This window comes from Candidatus Pelagibacter sp. HIMB1495, from assembly GCF_052047955.1.
Taxonomy (GTDB): domain Bacteria; phylum Pseudomonadota; class Alphaproteobacteria; order Pelagibacterales; family Pelagibacteraceae; genus Pelagibacter.
Genome location: NZ_JBNAIQ010000001.1, coordinates 841,244 through 861,027 on the forward strand (window position 1 = coordinate 841,244; position 19,784 = coordinate 861,027).

Below are 19,784 nucleotides of genomic sequence, written 5' to 3' on the forward strand. Positions count from 1 at the left end.
TAGAATTTATGTCTTCAAAAAGAGCTATGCGACAAGCACAAAAACAAGCATTCGCTAAACATAGATCTAATATTTCAAATAGTAGATTTGATTTTAAAAAAAAAAATTTAGATAAACTTAAAGAAAATAAAAAAAAGAAAACCTAACTTTGGTTTGCAAATTTTTCTATTTTTTTACATGTAGAAATTTTTGAAATCCCTTCGATATCGTTCATAACACTTTTAATAAATATCTCAGGCTTGTTCTTTTCAATTAATATTTGAGTATAAAATTGAGGATAACCATGTTTTAAAGTAAAAATTTTACCATCCTCTTCGTAAATATTTCTTACATAGGAGTTTGATTTTTTTACACTTAAATCAGTAATTCTATATTTTTGATAAGTTTTTTCTGCATAAACATAATTTCTAGTCATAATTAATTCATTAAGATTAAATATGTATTCATTTTTTAAATATTTATCTTCTTTGTGATCACATTTACTTAAAATTATAATTTCTGAAAATGAATGACTTATAAATGAGAAAGAAAATAAAATGAGAGAAAAAAAAAATAATTTATTTTTTTTCATTTTTTTCAGCAAAAAATAATCCAATTAAAAAAAGTGCTGTCCACCCAATACCCAGTAACGCTTTTGGGCTAGTTTCAGCGCTCCACATATCTAGAACTAAAGCACCAAAGATTAGTCCTATGATATAAATTATAACTACAATTGTTGATTTACTCATTTTTTAGATTTTTTTTGAATAGAGATATTCCGTTATTTATTTTATGCTTATAAGACTCGTTGAAACTATCTAACTGCCATCCAGTTAATCTTTTTCTGATACTTTCTAAATTGTTTTGTTTCCATTCATCTGTAGTTTCTTCTTGTTTCCACAGTTTTTTTTCATCATTATTTCTTCCACATCCATAACAATAACCAGTTGAAGGATCTGTTTTGCAAATACTGATACAAGGCGAAATAATCATATTATTTATATTTTTATATCCTTTTACACTATTATTCGGATTGGACAAATGAGTTCAATAATATATAAAGCACCTAATTTAACTGGGGCGATGGCGGAATTGGTAGACGCGCTGGTCTTAGGAACCAGTCGAGCAATCGGTGAAGGTTCGAGTCCTTTTCGCCCTACCATTAAATAATTATGAAAGTTACTGTAGAAAATAAAAAAGGTTTAAATAAAGATCTAAAAATTTTTATCGATAAAGAGACTATGAACTCTTATATGGATGAAAAATATGAAGAGATTAAAGGAACAGTAAATTTAAAAGGTTTTCGACCTGGAAAAGTACCAAAAGAAATTTTAAAAAGACAATTTGGAAAAGCTGTATTCGGTGAAGTATTAGACAAAGTTTTAAAAGATACATCAGCAAAAGCTTTAGAGGAAAATAAAATTAAACCAGCAGGTCAGCCAAAGTTAGATCTAAAAACATACGGCGAAGATAAAGAATTAGAATATGTTTTATCAGTTACAGAGTTACCTAAAGTAGAGATTAAATCATTAGAAAACATTAAATTTGATGAATACACTGTTAAAATTGATGATAGTGAGACAGATAAAAGAATAAAAGAAATTGCTAAGAACCAACCAAATTTCAAGGAAGGTGCTGCAGATACAAAAGCAAAAGAGGGTGATCTAGTAGCACTAGATTACAAAGCAACAATTGATGGAAAAGAATTTAAAGGAAGTGAAGGAAAAAATACACAGCTTACATTAGGTAAAGATTTATTTTTGAAAGGTTTCGATAAGCAACTAATTGGTGTTAAAAAAGATGATGAGAAAGTTGTTGAAGCAACACTTCCAGAGAATTACCCTGAAAAAGAATTAGTTAATAAAAAAGCTAAATTTAATTGTAAAATTTTATCAGTAAAACAACCACAAGAGGTGAAAATAGATGATGATTTTGCAAAAAATTTAGGAGCTAAAGATTTGAAAGATCTTAAAACTTTAATTTCAAAACAAATAAATGATGAGTATAAAAATTCTTTAGATCAACTCTCAAAAAATCAAATTTTAAAAGAAATTGAAAAAATTAAAGTTGAAGAAGTTCCAGGAAACTTAGTCGAGGAAGAAGTTAAAATTCTTTCACAAGGTATGTCTGAAGATGAGGCTAAAAAGAACAAGAAATCTTTTGAAGAAAAAGCAAAAACAAGAATTAAGACTGGATTAATCTTAAATGAATTTGGTGAAAAAAATCAAATCAAAGTTAGTGAACAAGAAATTCAAGCTGAAGTTCAAAAACAATTAAGAATGATGCCAGGACAAGAAAAAATGGTTATGGATTTTTATCAAAAAAATCCATCTGCTTTAGCCAGTCTAAGAGGGACAGTTTATGAGGAGAAAATTTTAAATCTTATAAAAGAAAAAGGTAAACCAAATAAAAAAGAAATTTCAAAAGAAGAAGCGGAAAAAATCTTAAAAGAAGCTCATAAACATGATCACGATCATGACCATGATCATTCGCATGATCACGAACCAAAAAAAGAAACAAAAAAGAAACCTGCAGCAAAAACCTCAGAGGAAAAAAAATCTTCTACAAAAACAGCTAAAGCAAAACCAGCTGCTAAAAAAACAAAAAAAGTTAGCAAAAAGTAATCACAAGTTGTATAAGTAGAAAGAATCAACTTATGACTACAAAATTATCAGAACATATGAGCAATCTAGTGCCGATGGTTGTAGAGCAATCAAGTAAAGGTGAGAGAGCTTATGATATTTATTCAAGACTTTTAAAGGAAAGAATTATTTTTTTAACAGGTCAGATAAATGACAATATTGCATCCTTAGTAACAGCTCAGTTATTATTTTTAGAAGCTGAAGATCCTAAAAAAGAAATTTATTTATATATCAATAGTCCTGGTGGATTAGTTACAGCTGGTCTTGGGATTTACGATACCATGCAATATGTAAAACCTGATATTTCAACTTTATGTATTGGGCAAGCTGCATCAATGGGATCATTTTTGTTGGCTGCAGGAACTAAAGGTAAGAGGTTTTCTTTACCCAACTCAAGAATAATGGTTCACCAACCTTCAGCAGGTTTTCAAGGTCAAGCTACGGATATAGAAATTCATGCTAATGAAGTCTTGTCATTAAAGAAAAGATTAAATGAAATTTATTCAAAACATACAGGCAAAACTGTTGATGAAATAAAATCTGCTTTAGAAAGAGATAATTTCATGACTGCTGATGTCGCAAAATCATTTGGTCTTATTGACGAAGTAGTAGAAAAAAGATCATAATACACAATATATTGATAACTTACTAATCCAAACTTGATTAGTATGAGTCATCTATAATAAAGTAATGAAATTGATTCGTTTAAAAAATTATGAGTACAAATAATAAAAATATTCTTTACTGTTCTTTTTGTGGAAAGAGCCAACATGAGGTTAGAAAATTAATTGCAGGTCCAACTGTATTTATTTGTGATGAATGTGTTGAGCTTTGTATGGATATTATAAAAGAGGAAAGCAAAGATACTTTTGTTAAACATCAAGACGGCCTTCCTTCACCAAAAGAAATTTGTACAGTGCTAGATGATTATGTAATTGGTCAAGCGCATGCCAAGAAAGTTCTGTCAGTAGCAGTACATAATCACTACAAAAGACTTAATTATGAAAACAAAACTAGTAAGAATGTAGAATTATCTAAATCCAATATTTTATTAGTTGGCCCAACTGGTTGCGGTAAAACTTTATTAGCACAAACTCTTGCTAGAATTTTAGATGTTCCATTTACAATGGCAGACGCAACAACTTTGACAGAAGCAGGATACGTTGGTGAGGATGTTGAAAATATAATTTTAAAATTACTTCAAGCTTCAGATTATAATGTTGAAAAAGCACAACGTGGAATAGTTTATATCGACGAGGTTGATAAGATTAGTAGAAAATCTGAGAATCCATCCATTACTAGAGATGTATCTGGAGAAGGAGTTCAGCAAGCTTTATTAAAAATAATGGAAGGAACTGTCGCAAGTGTTCCACCTCAAGGAGGTAGAAAACATCCTCAACAAGAGTTTTTACAAGTAGACACAACAAATATTCTTTTTATTTGTGGAGGTGCTTTTGCTGGATTAGACAAGATTATTTCTCAAAGAGACAAAGGTACTTCAATTGGTTTTGGAGCAGACGTAAAAAACACTCAAGACAAGAAAACAGGAGAGTGGATGAAGGGACTAGAACCTGAGGATTTATTAAAATTTGGATTGATACCAGAGTTTATTGGAAGACTACCAATGATAGCAACTCTTGAGGATTTAGATGAAAAATCATTGATCAAAATTTTACAAGAACCTAAAAATTCTTTAACTAAACAGTATCAAGAACTATTCAAGTTGGATGGAGCGAAATTAACATTTAAAGAAAATGCTCTTAAAGAAATAGCTCAAAAAGCAATTAGCAAAAAAACAGGTGCAAGAGGTTTGAGATCAATATTAGAAAATATATTATTAAAAACTATGTATGATCTCCCAAGTCAAGACAACATTGAAGAAGTAATTGTTGATGCTGGAGCCGCAAAAGGTCAATCACAACCAATTTTAGTTCATTCTAAAGGCGAAAATAAATCTAAGTCTGGCAAAACATCAGCGGCTTAATACCCTTAATAAGTAACAAAAACCTATTGCAATATAATATATAATATCCATATTAATCCTATGGACGTTAAAATATCATTGCCGTTATTACCTTTAAGAGACATTGTAGTCTTCCCAAGCATGGTAATACCTCTCTTTGTAGGAAGGGATAAATCTATTTCTGCACTTAATGAGGTGATGAAAAAAGATAAAAAGATCATTCTTGTAACTCAAAAAAACTCAGAGATTGATGATCCTAAGAAAACAGATGTATTTATGTATGGTTGTGAGGGAAGCATCCTACAATTATTAAAGTTACCAGATGGAACTGTAAAAGTTTTAGTAGAAGGAATTAAAAGAGTTAAAATTTTAGACTTTAAAGATAACGAGAAATTTATTACGTGTGACTATACATATTTCAATGATATTTTGCCAAAAGAGGAAGATTTATTTCCTTTAGCAGCTACTGCTTTAAGAAGATTAGAAAAGTTAACTTCAATAAATAAGAAAATTTCGAACGAAACAATAAACACAATTAAGCAGTTAAAAGATCCTTCACAAATAGCTGATAATATTGCTTCACATATCACAGCTACAATTTCAGAAAAACAACAAATTTTTGAAACTGTAGATGTTAAGAAGAGACTAAACGCCATAATTAAAATTATGGAGAATGAAACAAGTATAATCGGAGTAGAAAAAAGAATTCGAGGAAGAGTTAAAACTCAAATGGAGAAAACTCAGAGAGAATATTACTTAAACGAACAACTTAAAGCTATTCAAAAAGAACTTGGTGAGATTGAAGATGGTAAAGACGAAACTACAAGCTTAAATAAAGCTATCACAAAAGCAAAAATGCCAAAAGAAGTTGAAAAAAAATGTCTTCAGGAACTTAAAAAATTGAAGAACATGAGCCCAATGTCAGCTGAAGCTACTGTGGTTAGAAACTACCTTGATTGGATGACAGAACTACCTTGGCACAAGAAAAGTGAAGTTGATATCGATTTAACTAAGGCATTAAATATTCTCGATAAAGATCATTTTGGACTAGAAAAAGTTAAAGAAAGAATAATTGAATTTTTAGCTGTTCAAAAAAGAATGGAAAAAATTAAAGGCCCAATATTATGTTTGGTTGGTCCCCCAGGTGTTGGTAAGACATCTTTAGGTAAATCTATCGCAAAAGCAACTAACAGAGAATTTGTTAGAATGTCCGTAGGTGGGATGAGAGACGAGGCAGAAATAAGAGGGCATAGAAGAACTTATATCGGATCATTACCAGGTAAAATAATTCAAATGATGAAAAAAGCTGGAACAAAAAATCCTCTAATTTTATTAGATGAGATAGATAAAATTGGAAATGATTATAGAGGTGATCCATCTTCAGCGTTATTAGAAGCGCTAGACCCAGAACAAAATACAACTTTTAACGATCACTATTTAGAGGTTGATTATGATTTATCTGACGTCATGTTTGTAACAACAGCAAATACTTTAAATATATTGCCTCCATTATTAGACAGAATGGAAGTAATAAGATTAGCTGGTTACACTGAGGATGAAAAAATTAGTATAGCTAACAAATATCTACTTCCTAAACAAATTAAAGATAATGGTGTTAAAGAAAAAGAAATGAAATTGGAAGACGACATCATAAAAGAAGTAATTAGAGGATACACAAAAGAGTCAGGAGTTAGAAATTTAGAGAGAGAAATTTCTAAACTTGCTAGAAAAGTTGTTAAGAAAATTGTAGCTGGTGAAGAAAAAGAAGTCCAAATTAATAATAAAAATTTATCTGATTTTCTTGGTGTAGCTAAATTTAAATTTGGTGAATTAGAATCTGAAAATAGAGTAGGTATTGTAACTGGACTTGCTTGGACTGAGTATGGTGGTGAAATTTTAAAAATTGAAACAGTAACTATGCCTGGAAAAGGAAGAATGCAAATAACTGGTAAGCTAGGTGATGTGATGCAAGAGTCTGTAAAAGCTGCAAAATCTTTTGTTAGATCAAAATGTTTAGAGTACGGAATTATTCCACCTCTATTTGAGAAAAAAGATTTTCACATTCATGTACCAGAAGGAGCAACACCAAAAGATGGTCCATCTGCTGGAATCGGAATGGTTACTTCAATAGTTTCATCAATTACGAATATACCAGTGAGAAGAGATGTTGCTATGACTGGTGAGGTAACATTAACAGGTCAAGTATTGCCAATAGGTGGCCTTAAAGAAAAATTATTAGCTGCTCATAGAGCTGGAATTAAAGAAGTTTTGATTCCAAAAGAAAATGAAAAAGATTTAGTGGATATGCCTAAGAAAATTATAGATGATATTAAAATTACACCAGTTGAATATGCCGACCAAGTAATTAAAATTGCTTTAACTAAAGAACTTAAACCTACGGAATGGGTTGAGGTAGATTTGGCTAAAAAAGACGATAAATCTCAAGCTAGTATTCAATAATAATTAATTTACTTTATTTAAGTGTTGATGTAATAAGTAGCTCTGTTTTGGGGCGGTTAGCTCAGTTGGTAGAGCATCTCGTTTACACCGAGGGGGTCAAAGGTTCGAGTCCTTTACTGCCCACCAAACAAATTAAGTGGGGGTGTAGCTCAGTTGGTTAGAGCGATCGCCTGTCACGCGATAGGTCGAGGGTTCGAGTCCCTTCACTCCCGCCACTTTTTCCCAATAAACTGTCTGTTAATATTAATAAAATGTGACTTATCTTCCCTTCAACATCAGATAAAAACTGATATATAGATTTTCATGTTATCTGAATTTTTAAAAGATTACCTACCGATTATTCTATTTTTAGTTATTGCTCTTGGTTTGAGTGTTGCTTTTGTAGTATTAAATTTTTTACTTTCTCCTAAAAAACCTGATCCAGAAAAGTTATCTGCATATGAATGTGGTTTCGAACCATTTCAAGACTCTAGAATGGAGTTTGATGTAAGATTTTACTTAGTTGCAATTCTATTTATTATATTTGATCTTGAAATTGCCTTTTTATTTCCATGGGCAATATCATTAGGAAACATTGGTCTATTAGGTTTTTCATCAATGATGATTTTTCTATTCATACTAACAGTTGGTTTTATTTATGAATGGAAAAAAGGTGCTCTAGATTGGGAATAAAATTAATTTAATGAACGATAAAATAGAACAAGTTCCTGAAGAGTTTAAACAACTTGCTAAAGATTTTAGTAAAAATGGTTTTATAACGACATCGCTGGATAATTTAATTAATTGGTCCAGATCTGGCTCTTTGCATTGGATGACTTTTGGTCTTGCATGCTGTGCGGTCGAAATGATGCAAACAGCAATGCCTAGATATGACTTGGAAAGGTTTGGAGCTGCTCCACGTGGATCACCAAGACAATCAGATGTAATGATTGTTGCTGGAACATTGACAAATAAAATGGCACCAGCTTTAAGAAAAGTTTATGATCAAATGCCAGAACCTAGATATGTAATTTCTATGGGTAGCTGTGCTAATGGTGGAGGTTATTATCATTATTCTTACTCAGTTGTTAGAGGGTGTGATCGTATAGTTCCAGTTGATGTATATGTTCCGGGATGTCCTCCTTCAGCAGAGGCATTATTATATGGAATTTTGCAATTACAAAAAAAAATTAGAAAAAAAGGATCTTTTATAAGATAGCCATGAATAGTTTAGAGGATCTAGAAAAAAAAATTAATTCTGAGTTAACCACGAAAATTAACAATTCAGAAATAAAACATAATCAAATTTATCTAGAAACAGATAAAGATGATTTTTTAGATGTAATTTTATTCTTAAAAACTAATTTAGATACAAAATTTCGACAGTTAATAGATATTACAGTTGTAGATTATCCAGAAAATAATCAAAGATTTCATGTAGTTTACTTATTTTTAAGTCATGAATTTAATCAAAGACTAGTTCTAAAATACTCTATTTCTGAAAATGAAGTTATACCTTCTTTAACAAGTGTCTTTCCTGCAGCAAATTGGATGGAAAGAGAAGTTTTTGATATGTATGGTGTAAATTTCAAAGATCATCCCGACTTAAGAAGAATACTTACAGATTATGGTTTCGAAGGACATCCTTTAAGAAAAGATTTTCCTTTAACTGGTCACTCGGAAGTTAGATACAGTGAAGATCAAAAAAAAGTAATCAGCGAACCAGTTAAACTAGAGCAAAACTATAGAAATTTTGATTACGAGAGTCCTTGGGAAGGAACAAAATACATTAAAGAAGAAATTGAAAATAATGACAAAAAAAATTAAAAATTTAAATCTAAACTTTGGTCCTCAACATCCAGCAGCTCACGGTGTATTAAGATTAATATTAGAATTAGACGGTGAGGTTGTTGAAAAAGCAGACCCACATATAGGCTTGCTTCACAGAGGTACGGAAAAATTAATTGAAAACAAAACTTACATGCAAGCCGTTCCGTATTTTGATCGTTTGGATTATGTAGCTCCAATGAATCAAGAACATGCCTTTGCCCTTGCTGTAGAAAAAATTCTTAAAATAGATGTGCCGATTAGAGCTCAGTATATAAGAGTTATTTTTTGTGAAATTGGAAGAATATTAAGTCATATTCTTAACGTTACTACTCAAGCGCTTGATGTTGGCGCTTTAACTCCATCACTTTGGGGATTTGAAGAGCGAGAAACATTGATGACTTTTTATGAAAGAGCCTCTGGATCAAGATTACACGCTAACTACTTCAGAGCAGGTGGTGTTCATCAAGACTTACCCAAAGGTTTAGAGGAAGATATCTCAAACTTTTGCGACACATTTCCAAAAGTGATTAATGATTTAGAAAGTCTCTTAACAGACAATAGAATTTTTAAACAAAGAAACGTTGATATTGGAATTGTAAGTAAAGAGGATGCTTTAGATTATTCGTTTTCAGGAGTTATGATTAGAGGATCAGGAGTGCCTTGGGATTTAAGAAAGTCACAACCTTATGATTGTTATGAGGATTTAGATTTTAAAATACCAGTTGGAAAAAATGGTGATTGCTACGATAGATATTTATGCAGAATTGAAGAAATGAAAGAGAGTGTTTCTATTATTAAACAATGTTTATCTAAAATGGAAAAAGGTCCAATTAAATCATTAGATGGTAAAATTAGTCCACCATCAAAAAAAGATATTAAACAATCAATGGAAGCGTTAATTCATCATTTTAAATTATTTACAGAGGGTTATAGAGTACCTAAGGACGAAATTTATACAGCTGTTGAAGCACCAAAGGGAGAATTTGGAGTTTATTTAATTTCTGATGGTTCGAGCAAACCTTATAAATGCAAGATTAGAGCACCAGGATTTTCACATTTGCAATCAATGGATTATTTAATTAAAGGACACATGTTAGCAGATGTACCAGCTGTTCTAGGTTCATTAGATATTGTTTTTGGTGAGGTTGACAGATGAGCTTAAGAAAACCAGCAAAAGATCAACCAGAAAGTTTTGAATTTAATGCTTCCTCTTTAGAAGCTGCAAATAATATTGTTGCAAAATATCCAAAAGGAAAACAACAAAGCGCTGTGATGGCCTTACTTTATATTGCTCAAAGACAAAATAATAATTGGATACCATTAGCTGCAATGAAGTATATCGCTAAGTTTTTAGACATGCCTTATATAAAAGTTTATGAGGTGGCTACTTTCTACACAATGTACAATCTATCACCTGTTGGAAAATATTTTGTTCAAGTATGTACTACAACACCATGTATGATTAGAGGTGCAAATAAATTGGTTGAAGCTTGTAAGGAAAAAATTTCTGAAAATGAATGTGAATTATCAAGCGACAAGAGTTGTTCATGGATGGAGGTTGAGTGTCTTGGTGCATGCGTGACTGCTCCTATGATGCAAATAAATGATGATTATTACGAAGATCTTGATAAAGAAAAAACATCTGAGATTTTGGATAAAATTTTAAATGGAGAAACTCCAAAACCAGGTTCATACAGAGGAAGAATTAATAATGAGCCAGAGAACAATAGAAAAACACTAACGGATTTAAAAAATGCTTAAAGATCAAGATAGAATTTTTCAAAATTTATATAACGATAAAGGCTCTGATGTAGCAGCGTCACAATCAAGAGGTGATTGGGTAAACACTAAAGAAATTACTGAAAAAGGAAGAGATTGGATTATTAATGAAATTAAAGAGTCTCAGCTTAGAGGTCGAGGTGGCGCAGGATTTCCTACAGGTTTAAAGTGGTCATTTGCACCAAAAGAAGTTGGATCAAGACCACACTATTTAGTTATTAATGGTGATGAATCTGAACCAGGTACTTGTAAAGATAGAGATATTTTAAGATTTGAACCTCATAAATTAATAGAGGGTTGTCTAATAGCATCATACGCAGTTCAAGCACACGTCTGCTACATATATATTAGAGGAGAATATTTTATTGATGGTCAAAAACTCCAAGCTGCAATTGATGAGGCTTATGAGAAAAAACTATTAGGAAAAAATGCAGCTGGAACTGGGTGGGATTTAGATATTTATATCCATTATGGAGCAGGAGCGTATATTTGTGGTGAAGAAACAGCATTACTTGAAAGTTTAGAGGGTAAAAAAGGTCAACCAAGATTAAAACCACCTTTCCCAGCTTTGATTGGTTTATATGGATGCCCAACTATAATTAATAATGTTGAAACGATTGCTGTGGTGCCAACTATTCTAAGAAGAGGAGCGAAATGGTTTGCTTCTTTAGGAAGAGAAAAAAATACAGGTACTAAAATATTCTGTATTTCTGGAAATGTTAATAATCCGTGTAATGTAGAAGAGGAAATGAGCATTCCCCTAAAAGAATTAATAGAAGTTCACGCTGGTGGAGTGATTGGTGGATGGGATAATTTACAAGCTGTAATACCTGGTGGATCTTCTATGCCTCTAATTCCAAAAGATAGATGCGAAACATTAAAGATGGATTTTGATGCGTGTGTCGAAGAAAAAAGTGGATTAGGAACAGCAGGAATAGTGGTTATCAATAAAGATCAAGACATTATTAAATGTATGGCGAGAATTGCTAGATTTTACAAACATGAAAGTTGTGGACAATGTACACCTTGCAGAGAAGGTTCTGGATGGATGTGGCGAATGCTTGAGCGTATGGCAAAAGGCGATGCAACTAAAGATGAAGTTGACATGTTAGGAGATGTAACAACCCAAATCGCAGGTCATACAATTTGTGCGTTTGGAGAAGGTTCTTCATGGCCAGTTCAAGGTTTGTTAAGACATTTTAAAAAAGAAATTCAAGAAAGAAACAATTTGGACCCAATTGTTCAGAAAAAAAATAATATACCTTATTTGGTTGATCAACATTTATTAGATAAAAAAAATGCTTAAATTAAAAGTAAATGACATTGATGTAGAAGTTGAAGAAGGACTAACAGTTCTTCAAGCCTGTGAAAAAGCAGGAGTTGAGATACCTAGATTTTGTTATCATGAAAAATTATCTATAGCTGGAAATTGTAGAATGTGTTTGGTGGAAATGGAGAAATCACCGAAACCTATTGCATCATGCGCAATGCCTGCTGCCGAAGGAATGAACATTAAAACAAACACAAGTTTAGTTGAAAAGGCTAGAAAAGGTGTAATGGAATTTTTACTAGCAAATCACCCTTTAGATTGTCCTGTATGTGACCAAGGTGGTGAGTGTGATCTTCAAGATCAATCAATGTTTTATGGGGTAGATAAATCAAGATTTAAAGAAAATAAAAGAGCAGTTCCAGAAAAAAATATGGGCCCATTAATCAAAACTCAAATGACAAGATGCATACATTGTACAAGATGTGTGCGATTTGCTACTGAAGTTGCAGGCGTTCCAGAACTTGGTGCTATAGGTAGAGGTGAGGATATGCAAATTACAACATATCTTGAGCAATCAATGCAATCAGAATTATCTGCCAATGTAGTTGATTTATGTCCTGTAGGAGCCTTGACATCAAAACCTTATGTTTTTGAAGCGAGACCGTGGGAATTAAAAAAGACTGAAACAATTGATGTTATGGATGCAATCGGTTCAAATATTAGAGTTGATACATACGATTGGGAAGTAAAAAGAGTTCTCCCAATAATAAATGAAGATATTAATGAAGAATGGATTTCAGATAAAACTAGATATGCGTGTGATGGTTTACTTCATCAAAGATTAGATACTCCATATATTAAATACAACGGTAAATTTGAGAAAGCTTCATGGCAAGAAGTTTATAAAATAATAAAATCTAAATTAGAAAATACATCTAAAGAAAAAGTATCTGGTTTTGTTGGAGATTTAACAAACATGGAAACTGCTTACATTTTTAAAGAATTTTTTGAGCGAACAGTTGAAACTGATAATTATGAGTCAAGATCAGATAATAGATATATTAATATTTCAAAAAGAGAAAATTATTTGTTTAATTCCTCAATTAATGGAATTGAAGATGCTGATTTAATTTTATTATTGGGAGCCAATCCTAGATACGAAGCTACAATTTTAAATGCAAGAATTAGAAAATCTTATCTAAATAATAGTACAAGAATTGTATCATTAAATGATTGTGGAGATCTAACTTATCCTTATGAAAGCTTAGATGGACAAACTAAAACAATTAAAGAAATTATAGATGACACACATAAACTTTCAAAAGAAATAGAAAGTGCAAAAAAACCAATGATCATAATTGGTGAGTCCTTACTAAGATTAGAAAATGCACAATATCTGTTTAATAATTTAAAAGATTTTTTGAATAAAAAAAACAAGTTCTCAGAAGATTGGAATCCTTTGAATGTTTTATCATGTGATGCAGCAACTGTAGGAAATTTTGATTTAGGAGTTTTAAACAATAAAACAAATTTAATAGAAGATTTAAAATCAAATAAATTTGAAATAGTGTTTTTAATAGGTCAGGATAATTTAAATTTTGCTAAAAAAAATGAATTTGTTATTTATCAAGGAAGCCATGGTGACAAAGGGGCAGAGTGTGCAGATATAATTTTGCCTGGCTCAGCTTACACAGAACAAGACGGTTATTATACAAATTTAGAGGGAAAAATTCAAAAAGCATTTAAGGCCTCTTATCCTCCTGGAGATGCAAAAGAAGATTGGCAGATAATAAATGAACTAGCTGAATTCATGAATAATAGAAAATTGTTTAATGATAAAGAAGAGCTAGATAGCAGCATGTTAAATTATTTGAAATTACAAAGTGAAAAACAAACTGAACAAAATAATAACAACTCGAATTATGATTTTAATAATGAAAATTTAAAAATTGAAATTAAAGATTATTATTTTTCTAATGTTGTTGCTAAATCATCAAAAACAATGATTGAGTGCAATAATGCAAAAACGGATTTAAAATCAACAGGCACAGAAGGTTAAGATGGAATATTTGAATATAGTTTTTCAAGAGGTATACAAAATTCTATTTTTGCTGGTTCCAGTTTTGGTCTCTGTAGCTATGATTGTTTGGCTAGATAGAAGAGTTTGGGCTTTTGTTCAAAAAAGACAAGGACCAAATGTAGTGGGACCATTTGGATTACTTCAATCATTGGCTGATGCTTTGAAATATATTTTCAAAGAAATAATCATTCCATCAAGTTCAAACAAAGTAATCTTTATCTTAGCGCCTATCGTTACTATGACATTAGCTTTGATTGCGTGGGCTGTTATACCTTTTAGTGCAACCCAGGTTTTAGCAGATATTAATGTCGGTATACTTTATTTATTTGCTGTTTCATCTCTAGGTGTTTATGGAATAATTATGGGAGGATGGGCTTCAAACTCTAAATATCCTTTCTTAGGTGCAATTAGATCTGCAGCTCAAATGGTATCATATGAAGTTTCTATTGGAGTTATTATTATTAATGTATTGTTGTGTGTAGGCTCATTGAATTTAAATGACATTGTAATTGCTCAACAAAATTTGTGGTTTGTAATTCCGTTATTTCCAATGTTTGTAATATTTTTTATCTCTGCTTTAGCTGAAACTAATAGGCCACCTTTTGATTTACCTGAAGCTGAAGCAGAATTAGTTGCTGGATACCAAACAGAATATTCAGGAATGATGTATGCTATGTTTTGGTTAGGTGAATATGCAAACATCTTACTGATGTGTGCCATGGGAGCTATATTGTTCTTAGGCGGATGGTTATCTCCAATAGATATTTATCCATTTACTTTAGTTCCAGGTGCAATTTGGTTAATTTTAAAAATCTTACTTTTATTTTTCTTATTTGCTTTAGTAAAAGCTATTGTACCAAGATATAGATATGACCAATTAATGAGATTAGGTTGGAAAGTATTTCTTCCTTTGTCATTAACTTGGGTTGTTTTAACTGCAAGTTATTTATTTTACTTTAATCTTTTACCAATAAACTAATTATGAATTTATCCAGATTTTTTAAAACTGTTTTCATGTTTGATTTTGTAGGTGGTTTGTTCATTGCAATAAAAGAATTGTTTAAACCAAAAAAAACAATCAATTATCCTTTTGAAAAAGGAAAAATTAGCCCAAGATTTAGAGGTGAGCACGCTTTAAGAAGATATCCAAATGGAGAAGAAAGATGTATTGCATGCAAACTTTGTGAAGCTGTATGTCCAGCCCAAGCTATTACAATTGAATCAGCTCAAAGAGAAGATGGCAGTAGAAAAACTACTCGTTATGACATTGATATGATGAAATGTATTTATTGTGGTCTATGTGAAGAAGCTTGTCCTGTTGATGCTATAGTCCAAGGTCCAAATTTTGAATTTTCGACTGAGACAAGAGAAGAATTATATTACACAAAAGAGAAATTATTAGATAACGGTGACAGATGGGAGAATATTCTAGACGCTAATATTAAAGCGGATAGTTCACATAGATAAATGATTGCTCACGCTATTTTCTTCTACACTTTTTCTATAATTGCGGTTGTGTCTGCAATAATGGTTACAGTATCTAAAAATACTGTCCACTCAGTTTTCTTTTTAATATTAGATTTTATCAGTATTTCTTGTCTATTTATTATGATTGGTGCCGAGTTTTTGGGTATGATAATGTTAATTGTTTACGTTGGAGCCGTAGCAGTTTTATTTCTTTTTGTTGTAATGATGCTAAATGTTGCTCAACAAAAAAATCAGTGGTTTGCCTCTGCTGCTAGCTCAAAACATATTCCTGTTGGATTAATTATTAGCACAATCATTTTCTTTGAACTAATTATTGTAATTGGTGGATGGAAATACAAACCAGAGATTTTTGATATTAACAATTCATCAAAAGTTTCAGACTTAAGTAACACACACTCATTAGGTCAAATATTATACACTGATTACATACATGTATTTCAAATTAGCGGTATGATTTTGTTAGTTGCGATGGTTGGAGCAATCGTTCTGACTTTTAGACAAAGGTCAAACGTCAAAAGACAAAGTTATATAAAACAAATTTCTCGTGAAAGAGCTGAAGGAGTAAGTGTTGTAGAAGTTGCTTCTAACAAAGGAGTTAAAATAGATGACTGAGATAGGTTTAGGGCACTATTTAACTTTAGGTGCTGTGATTTTTTCAATTGGAGTTATTGGAATTTTTCTTAACAGAAAAAATATTATTGTTATATTGATGAGTATTGAGTTGATTTTATTAGCTGTAAATATCAACTTAGTTGCTTTTTCAATTTTTCTTGGAGATTTAGCTGGTCAAGTATTTACCTTATTTATTTTAACTGTAGCAGCTGCAGAAGCTGCGATTGGTTTAGCTATAATCGTTGTTTACTATAGAAACTCTGGAACTATCAGAGTTGAAGAAATTGATGAGTTGAAAGGATAATAATGGAACTTTCAATTTTATTTCTTCCATTAATAGCATCAATTATTTCAGGCTTTTTTGGACGTTACATTGGTGACAGAAATTCTGAAATAGTAACTAGTGCATTAGTTTCTATATCTGCAATTTTATCAATAATTGTTTTATATCAGGTAATCATTAATCAATATGAAGAAAATATTGTTATAGCAACTTGGATTAATTCAGGTTCACTTGATGTTAATTGGTCAATGTTAATTGATCCTCTATCAGCGGTAATGTTAGTAGTTGTAACTTCTGTATCTGCTTTAGTGCATATTTATTCAATTGGTTACATGTCCCACGATCCACATAAACCAAGATTTATGGCTTACCTATCATTATTTACATTTGCAATGTTAATGCTTGTAACGTCAGATAATTTTATTCAACTATTTTTTGGTTGGGAGGGAGTTGGACTTTGCTCATATTTTTTAATTGGTTTTTGGTTTAAAAAAGAGAGTGCTAATGCAGCTGCAATCAAAGCTTTTGTTGTTAATAGAGTAGGTGACTTTGGTTTTGCATTAGGTATTTTTCTAGTCTTTTATTTGTTTGGGACTGTCAATTATGATGAAGTTTTCCAGCAAATTCCAACTGTGGTAGATAAAAATTTATCCTTCTTAGGTTTTGAAGTTAAAGCGATAGATTTGGTTTGTTTATTGTTATTTATCGGAGCTATGGGTAAATCAGCTCAAATTTTACTTCATACTTGGTTGCCAGATGCAATGGAAGGACCAACACCAGTTTCTGCTCTAATTCATGCTGCAACAATGGTTACTGCAGGCGTATTTTTAGTTGTTAGATGCTCACCTATTTATGAATTTTCTCCAGTAATTTTAAATTTGATTACTGTAGTTGGAATGACAACAGCTTTTTTTGCTGCAACTGTAGCTTTAGTTCAAACAGATATTAAAAAAATAATTGCTTACTCAACATGTAGCCAACTTGGTTATATGTTTTTTGCAGCTGGTGTAGGCGCTTACAATGTAGCTATGTTTCATTTATTTACGCATGCATTTTTTAAAGCTTTATTATTTTTAGGATCAGGGTCAGTAATTCATGCTTTTAAAGATGAGCAAAATATTAATAACATGGGAGGTGTATGGAGAAAATTACCTTACACTTATGCTTTAATGATTATAGGAACTCTTGCTTTGACAGGTTTTCCTTTCTTATCAGGCTTTTACTCAAAAGATGCAATTATTGAATTTGCATATTTGAAAGGAAATACAACAGGTTATTATGCAGCTGGTATTGGTATAGTTACTGCATTTTTAACGTCAGTTTATTCTTGGAGACTAATATTTAAAACATTCCATGGCGAATATAATAATAAAGAAATTAAAATTGAAGAAACGCACGAGTCACCTTTGGTAATGCTTGTTCCGTTATTTGTGCTTTCTATTGGTGCAATTTTTGCAGGCATGTTATTTAAAGATTTGTTCATTGGAGATGGTGGTGAAAATTACTTTTGGTCAGAATCGATCAAATTTTTAGAACCTTTAAGCACAGATCATCCACCAACATGGTTTTTACTTTTAACACCTAGTTTAGTTATCCTATCAATACCTATTGCTTATTATTTATTTGTTAAGAACAAAGAATTGCCAAATGAAATAGCGTCAATGAATAAACCTTTATACAATTTCCTTGTTAACAAATGGTACTTCGATGAGTTGTATGAGGTTATCTTTATTAAATCATCGAAAAAACTTGGGACATTTTTATGGAAAGTCTGTGATGGAACTATAATAGATGGATTTGGTCCTGATGGAATTTCTTCTTTTATAAAAAAATGTTCGATTAAAGCAAATAAATTTCAAAGTGGTTTTATCTACCAATATGCTTTTGTAATGTTGTTAGGTTTTTCTGCTTTATTAACCTTTTTGATAGTTAAATAATGAGCTTTCCAATTTTATCATCTTTAATCTTGTTACCAACTATAGGAGCTCTTTTTTTATTTTTTACAAAAGATAAAGATAGAAATAATTCAACAGCTAAATATGTAGCTTTATTTACAAGTATAGTTAATTTTTTAATTTCTATTTATTTATGGGTATCTTTTGACCAAAGTGTATCTGATTTTCAATTTGTTGAAGATAGAACATGGATTGAAGGATTTATAAATTATAAAGTTGGTGTCGATGGAATTTCGATATTATTTATAATCTTAACAACTTTTATAACTCCACTTTGTATTATTTCAGTTAACAATTCAGTAAAAAATAGATTACGAGATTTTTTAATTGCAATTTTAATCATGGAAAGTTTCATGATTGGTGTGTTTTGTGCACTTGACTTAGTTGTTTTTTATTTATTTTTTGAGGCTGGATTAATTCCAATGTTTTTAATTATTGGTATTTGGGGTGGTCCAAAACGTGTTTATTCAGCATTTAAATTCTTTCTATATACTTTACTTGGATCGGTCTTAATGCTGGTTGCAATCATCTCAATATACTGGATATCAGGTACAACAGATGTAGTTAAACTTTATGAAATTGGAATTGACGCTAAATACCAAAATTTATTATGGTTAGCTTTCTTTAGTTCTTTTGCAGTAAAAACACCTATGTGGCCTGTTCACACTTGGTTACCAGATGCTCATGTTGAGGCTCCTACAGCTGGTTCAGTTTTATTAGCTGCTATACTATTAAAAATGGCAGGATATGGTTTTATTAGGTTTTCACTTGGATTATTTCCAGTAGCTTCGGAAGTATTCACACCTCTTATTTATGCTTTGAGTGTTATAGCAATAATTTTTACATCCTTTATCGCTTTAATGCAGGAAGATATGAAAAAGTTAATTGCATATTCGTCTGTTGCACATATGGGTTTTGTAACTTTAGGTATTTTTACTCTTCAACAACAAGGTATAGAGGGAAGTATAATCCAGATGATTAGTCATGGATTAGTGTCCGCAGCTCTATTTTTATGTGTTGGTGTTGTTTATGACCGTATGCATTCAAGGATGATAAATTCTTATGGTGGTATAGTTGCCATAATACCAAAGTATTCGATTTTATTTATGTTGTTTACATTAGCCGCTTTAGGATTACCTGGAACAAGTGGCTTTATCGGTGAATTTTTAATTTTAATGGGTGCCTTTAAGGATAATTTTTTAGTAGCTGTGTTAGCAAGCTTAGGAGTAATTTTAGGAGCTGCTTATATGCTTTGGTTGTATAAAAGAGTTGTTTTTGGAAAATTAGTCAATGAAGATTTAAAGCAAATGTTAGATTTAAATAAATCAGAGTATTTAATCTTAACATGTTTAGCTATTCCAACTTTATTTTTTGGTTTTTATCCAGATCCTTTGATTAACACAATTGAGGTTTCAGTTTCAGATTTAATAAATATGCATAATATTAATTTAGCGAGCAAATAAT

The 19,784-nt window shown here is 31.1% G+C and carries 21 protein-coding genes and 3 tRNA genes; 21 read left to right on the forward strand and 3 right to left on the reverse strand.

The window, feature by feature from the left end; translation table 11 throughout:
• The first annotated feature begins 8 nt into the window (after positions 1-8).
• A complete protein-coding gene (locus tag ACTTAW_RS04450) occupies positions 9-146 on the forward strand; it encodes a hypothetical protein (RefSeq protein WP_179850441.1) in 138 nt (45 codons plus the stop codon).
• On the opposite strand, the gene ACTTAW_RS04455 is transcribed toward ACTTAW_RS04450, so the two are convergent.
• The 3 genes from ACTTAW_RS04455 to ACTTAW_RS04465 are packed head-to-tail and all read right to left on the reverse strand — an operon-like array spanning position 143 to position 972.
• Entirely contained in the window at positions 143-571 is a 429-nt protein-coding gene (locus ACTTAW_RS04455; RefSeq protein ID WP_440651297.1) for a hypothetical protein, read from the reverse strand. The genes ACTTAW_RS04450 and ACTTAW_RS04455 overlap by 4 nt on opposite strands.
• Positions 558-728 carry a hypothetical protein gene (locus ACTTAW_RS04460; protein WP_179850442.1) on the reverse strand — a complete coding sequence of 57 codons (171 nt, stop codon included), beginning with the start codon at positions 726-728 and terminating at the stop codon, positions 558-560. The genes ACTTAW_RS04455 and ACTTAW_RS04460 overlap by 14 nt, the downstream gene beginning before the upstream one ends.
• The gene (locus ACTTAW_RS04465; RefSeq protein ID WP_440651298.1) at positions 721-972 is read right to left on the reverse strand and encodes a DUF1289 domain-containing protein; all 252 of its coding nucleotides are present in this window, start codon (positions 970-972) and stop codon (positions 721-723) included. Before ACTTAW_RS04465 ends, ACTTAW_RS04460 begins: the two co-directional genes overlap by 8 nt.
• A gap of 84 nt (positions 973-1,056) precedes the next feature.
• Between ACTTAW_RS04465 and ACTTAW_RS04470 the strand changes: the two genes are divergently transcribed.
• From ACTTAW_RS04470 to ACTTAW_RS04565, 20 genes are all read left to right on the forward strand, one after another.
• Positions 1,057-1,141 (forward strand) — tRNA-Leu (locus tag ACTTAW_RS04470).
• 10 nt (positions 1,142-1,151) lie between these two features.
• A complete protein-coding gene (tig, locus tag ACTTAW_RS04475) occupies positions 1,152-2,603 on the forward strand; it encodes a trigger factor (protein WP_440651299.1) in 1,452 nt (483 codons plus the stop codon).
• A 32-nt stretch (positions 2,604-2,635) separates the two neighbouring features.
• Positions 2,636-3,247, forward strand: a complete 612-nt coding sequence (gene clpP, locus ACTTAW_RS04480; protein ID WP_262589313.1) for an ATP-dependent Clp endopeptidase proteolytic subunit ClpP — start codon at positions 2,636-2,638, stop codon at positions 3,245-3,247.
• An 89-nt stretch (positions 3,248-3,336) separates the two neighbouring features.
• The gene (clpX, locus tag ACTTAW_RS04485; RefSeq protein WP_075506632.1) at positions 3,337-4,605 is read left to right on the forward strand and encodes an ATP-dependent Clp protease ATP-binding subunit ClpX; all 1,269 of its coding nucleotides are present in this window, start codon (positions 3,337-3,339) and stop codon (positions 4,603-4,605) included.
• 60 nt (positions 4,606-4,665) lie between these two features.
• A complete protein-coding gene (gene lon, locus ACTTAW_RS04490; protein ID WP_440634916.1) occupies positions 4,666-7,044 on the forward strand; it encodes an endopeptidase La in 2,379 nt (792 codons plus the stop codon).
• 50 nt (positions 7,045-7,094) lie between these two features.
• Positions 7,095-7,170 (forward strand) — tRNA-Val (locus ACTTAW_RS04495).
• A 12-nt stretch (positions 7,171-7,182) separates the two neighbouring features.
• Positions 7,183-7,259, forward strand: a tRNA-Asp gene (locus tag ACTTAW_RS04500).
• Between the two features lie 88 nt (positions 7,260-7,347).
• Complete coding sequence (locus ACTTAW_RS04505; RefSeq protein ID WP_075506634.1) at positions 7,348-7,716, forward strand: NADH-quinone oxidoreductase subunit A; 369 nt, start codon at positions 7,348-7,350, stop codon at positions 7,714-7,716.
• 10 nt (positions 7,717-7,726) lie between these two features.
• Positions 7,727-8,242, forward strand: a complete 516-nt coding sequence (locus ACTTAW_RS04510; protein ID WP_425321967.1) for a NuoB/complex I 20 kDa subunit family protein — start codon at positions 7,727-7,729, stop codon at positions 8,240-8,242.
• A gap of 2 nt (positions 8,243-8,244) precedes the next feature.
• Positions 8,245-8,850 carry an NADH-quinone oxidoreductase subunit C gene (locus tag ACTTAW_RS04515; RefSeq protein WP_440651300.1) on the forward strand — a complete coding sequence of 202 codons (606 nt, stop codon included), beginning with the start codon at positions 8,245-8,247 and terminating at the stop codon, positions 8,848-8,850.
• Entirely contained in the window at positions 8,834-10,009 is a 1,176-nt protein-coding gene (locus ACTTAW_RS04520) for an NADH-quinone oxidoreductase subunit D (protein ID WP_218836792.1), read from the forward strand. Before ACTTAW_RS04515 ends, ACTTAW_RS04520 begins: the two co-directional genes overlap by 17 nt.
• On the forward strand, positions 10,006-10,614 hold the full coding sequence (gene nuoE / locus ACTTAW_RS04525; RefSeq protein ID WP_075506638.1) for an NADH-quinone oxidoreductase subunit NuoE: 609 nt from the start codon (positions 10,006-10,008) through the stop codon (positions 10,612-10,614). The genes ACTTAW_RS04520 and nuoE overlap by 4 nt, the downstream gene beginning before the upstream one ends.
• Positions 10,607-11,938, forward strand: coding sequence for an NADH-quinone oxidoreductase subunit NuoF (gene nuoF, locus ACTTAW_RS04530; RefSeq protein WP_440651301.1), 1,332 nt, complete (start codon positions 10,607-10,609; stop codon positions 11,936-11,938). Before nuoE ends, nuoF begins: the two co-directional genes overlap by 8 nt.
• Positions 11,931-13,961, forward strand: coding sequence for an NADH-quinone oxidoreductase subunit NuoG (gene nuoG / locus ACTTAW_RS04535; protein ID WP_440651302.1), 2,031 nt, complete (start codon positions 11,931-11,933; stop codon positions 13,959-13,961). Before nuoF ends, nuoG begins: the two co-directional genes overlap by 8 nt.
• A 1-nt stretch (position 13,962) precedes the next feature.
• Complete coding sequence (nuoH, locus tag ACTTAW_RS04540) at positions 13,963-14,961, forward strand: NADH-quinone oxidoreductase subunit NuoH (RefSeq protein ID WP_440651303.1); 999 nt, start codon at positions 13,963-13,965, stop codon at positions 14,959-14,961.
• A 2-nt stretch (positions 14,962-14,963) separates the two neighbouring features.
• Positions 14,964-15,449, forward strand: coding sequence for an NADH-quinone oxidoreductase subunit NuoI (nuoI, locus tag ACTTAW_RS04545; RefSeq protein WP_440651304.1), 486 nt, complete (start codon positions 14,964-14,966; stop codon positions 15,447-15,449).
• Positions 15,450-16,082, forward strand: coding sequence for an NADH-quinone oxidoreductase subunit J (locus ACTTAW_RS04550; protein ID WP_440618509.1), 633 nt, complete (start codon positions 15,450-15,452; stop codon positions 16,080-16,082).
• Positions 16,075-16,386 carry an NADH-quinone oxidoreductase subunit NuoK gene (nuoK, locus tag ACTTAW_RS04555; protein WP_075506644.1) on the forward strand — a complete coding sequence of 104 codons (312 nt, stop codon included), beginning with the start codon at positions 16,075-16,077 and terminating at the stop codon, positions 16,384-16,386. Before ACTTAW_RS04550 ends, nuoK begins: the two co-directional genes overlap by 8 nt.
• A gap of 2 nt (positions 16,387-16,388) precedes the next feature.
• On the forward strand, positions 16,389-18,302 hold the full coding sequence (gene nuoL / locus ACTTAW_RS04560) for an NADH-quinone oxidoreductase subunit L (RefSeq protein WP_440651305.1): 1,914 nt from the start codon (positions 16,389-16,391) through the stop codon (positions 18,300-18,302).
• Positions 18,302-19,783 (forward strand): NADH-quinone oxidoreductase subunit M, encoded by a 1,482-nt coding sequence (locus tag ACTTAW_RS04565; RefSeq protein WP_440651306.1) that lies wholly within the window; start codon positions 18,302-18,304, stop codon positions 19,781-19,783. The genes nuoL and ACTTAW_RS04565 overlap by 1 nt, the downstream gene beginning before the upstream one ends.
• The last annotated feature ends 1 nt before the right edge of the window (position 19,784 follow it).

Bases quoted from the DNA above. Each gene is read 5' to 3' on its own strand.
- ACTTAW_RS04450 (WP_179850441.1), top strand. From the start codon at position 9: ATGTCTTCAAAAAGAGCTATGCGACAAGCACAAAAACAAGCATTCGCT.
- ACTTAW_RS04455 (WP_440651297.1), bottom strand. From the start codon at position 571: ATGAAAAAAAATAAATTATTTTTTTTTTCTCTCATTTTATTTTCTTTC.
- ACTTAW_RS04460 (WP_179850442.1), bottom strand. From the start codon at position 728: ATGAGTAAATCAACAATTGTAGTTATAATTTATATCATAGGACTAATC.
- ACTTAW_RS04465 (WP_440651298.1), bottom strand. From the start codon at position 972: ATGATTATTTCGCCTTGTATCAGTATTTGCAAAACAGATCCTTCAACT.
- tig (WP_440651299.1), top strand. From the start codon at position 1,152: ATGAAAGTTACTGTAGAAAATAAAAAAGGTTTAAATAAAGATCTAAAA.
- clpP (WP_262589313.1), top strand. From the start codon at position 2,636: ATGACTACAAAATTATCAGAACATATGAGCAATCTAGTGCCGATGGTT.
- clpX (WP_075506632.1), top strand. From the start codon at position 3,337: ATGAGTACAAATAATAAAAATATTCTTTACTGTTCTTTTTGTGGAAAG.
- lon (WP_440634916.1), top strand. From the start codon at position 4,666: ATGGACGTTAAAATATCATTGCCGTTATTACCTTTAAGAGACATTGTA.
- ACTTAW_RS04505 (WP_075506634.1), top strand. From the start codon at position 7,348: ATGTTATCTGAATTTTTAAAAGATTACCTACCGATTATTCTATTTTTA.
- ACTTAW_RS04510 (WP_425321967.1), top strand. From the start codon at position 7,727: ATGAACGATAAAATAGAACAAGTTCCTGAAGAGTTTAAACAACTTGCT.
- ACTTAW_RS04515 (WP_440651300.1), top strand. From the start codon at position 8,245: ATGAATAGTTTAGAGGATCTAGAAAAAAAAATTAATTCTGAGTTAACC.
- ACTTAW_RS04520 (WP_218836792.1), top strand. From the start codon at position 8,834: ATGACAAAAAAAATTAAAAATTTAAATCTAAACTTTGGTCCTCAACAT.
- nuoE (WP_075506638.1), top strand. From the start codon at position 10,006: ATGAGCTTAAGAAAACCAGCAAAAGATCAACCAGAAAGTTTTGAATTT.
- nuoF (WP_440651301.1), top strand. From the start codon at position 10,607: ATGCTTAAAGATCAAGATAGAATTTTTCAAAATTTATATAACGATAAA.
- nuoG (WP_440651302.1), top strand. From the start codon at position 11,931: ATGCTTAAATTAAAAGTAAATGACATTGATGTAGAAGTTGAAGAAGGA.
- nuoH (WP_440651303.1), top strand. From the start codon at position 13,963: ATGGAATATTTGAATATAGTTTTTCAAGAGGTATACAAAATTCTATTT.
- nuoI (WP_440651304.1), top strand. From the start codon at position 14,964: ATGAATTTATCCAGATTTTTTAAAACTGTTTTCATGTTTGATTTTGTA.
- ACTTAW_RS04550 (WP_440618509.1), top strand. From the start codon at position 15,450: ATGATTGCTCACGCTATTTTCTTCTACACTTTTTCTATAATTGCGGTT.
- nuoK (WP_075506644.1), top strand. From the start codon at position 16,075: ATGACTGAGATAGGTTTAGGGCACTATTTAACTTTAGGTGCTGTGATT.
- nuoL (WP_440651305.1), top strand. From the start codon at position 16,389: ATGGAACTTTCAATTTTATTTCTTCCATTAATAGCATCAATTATTTCA.
- ACTTAW_RS04565 (WP_440651306.1), top strand. From the start codon at position 18,302: ATGAGCTTTCCAATTTTATCATCTTTAATCTTGTTACCAACTATAGGA.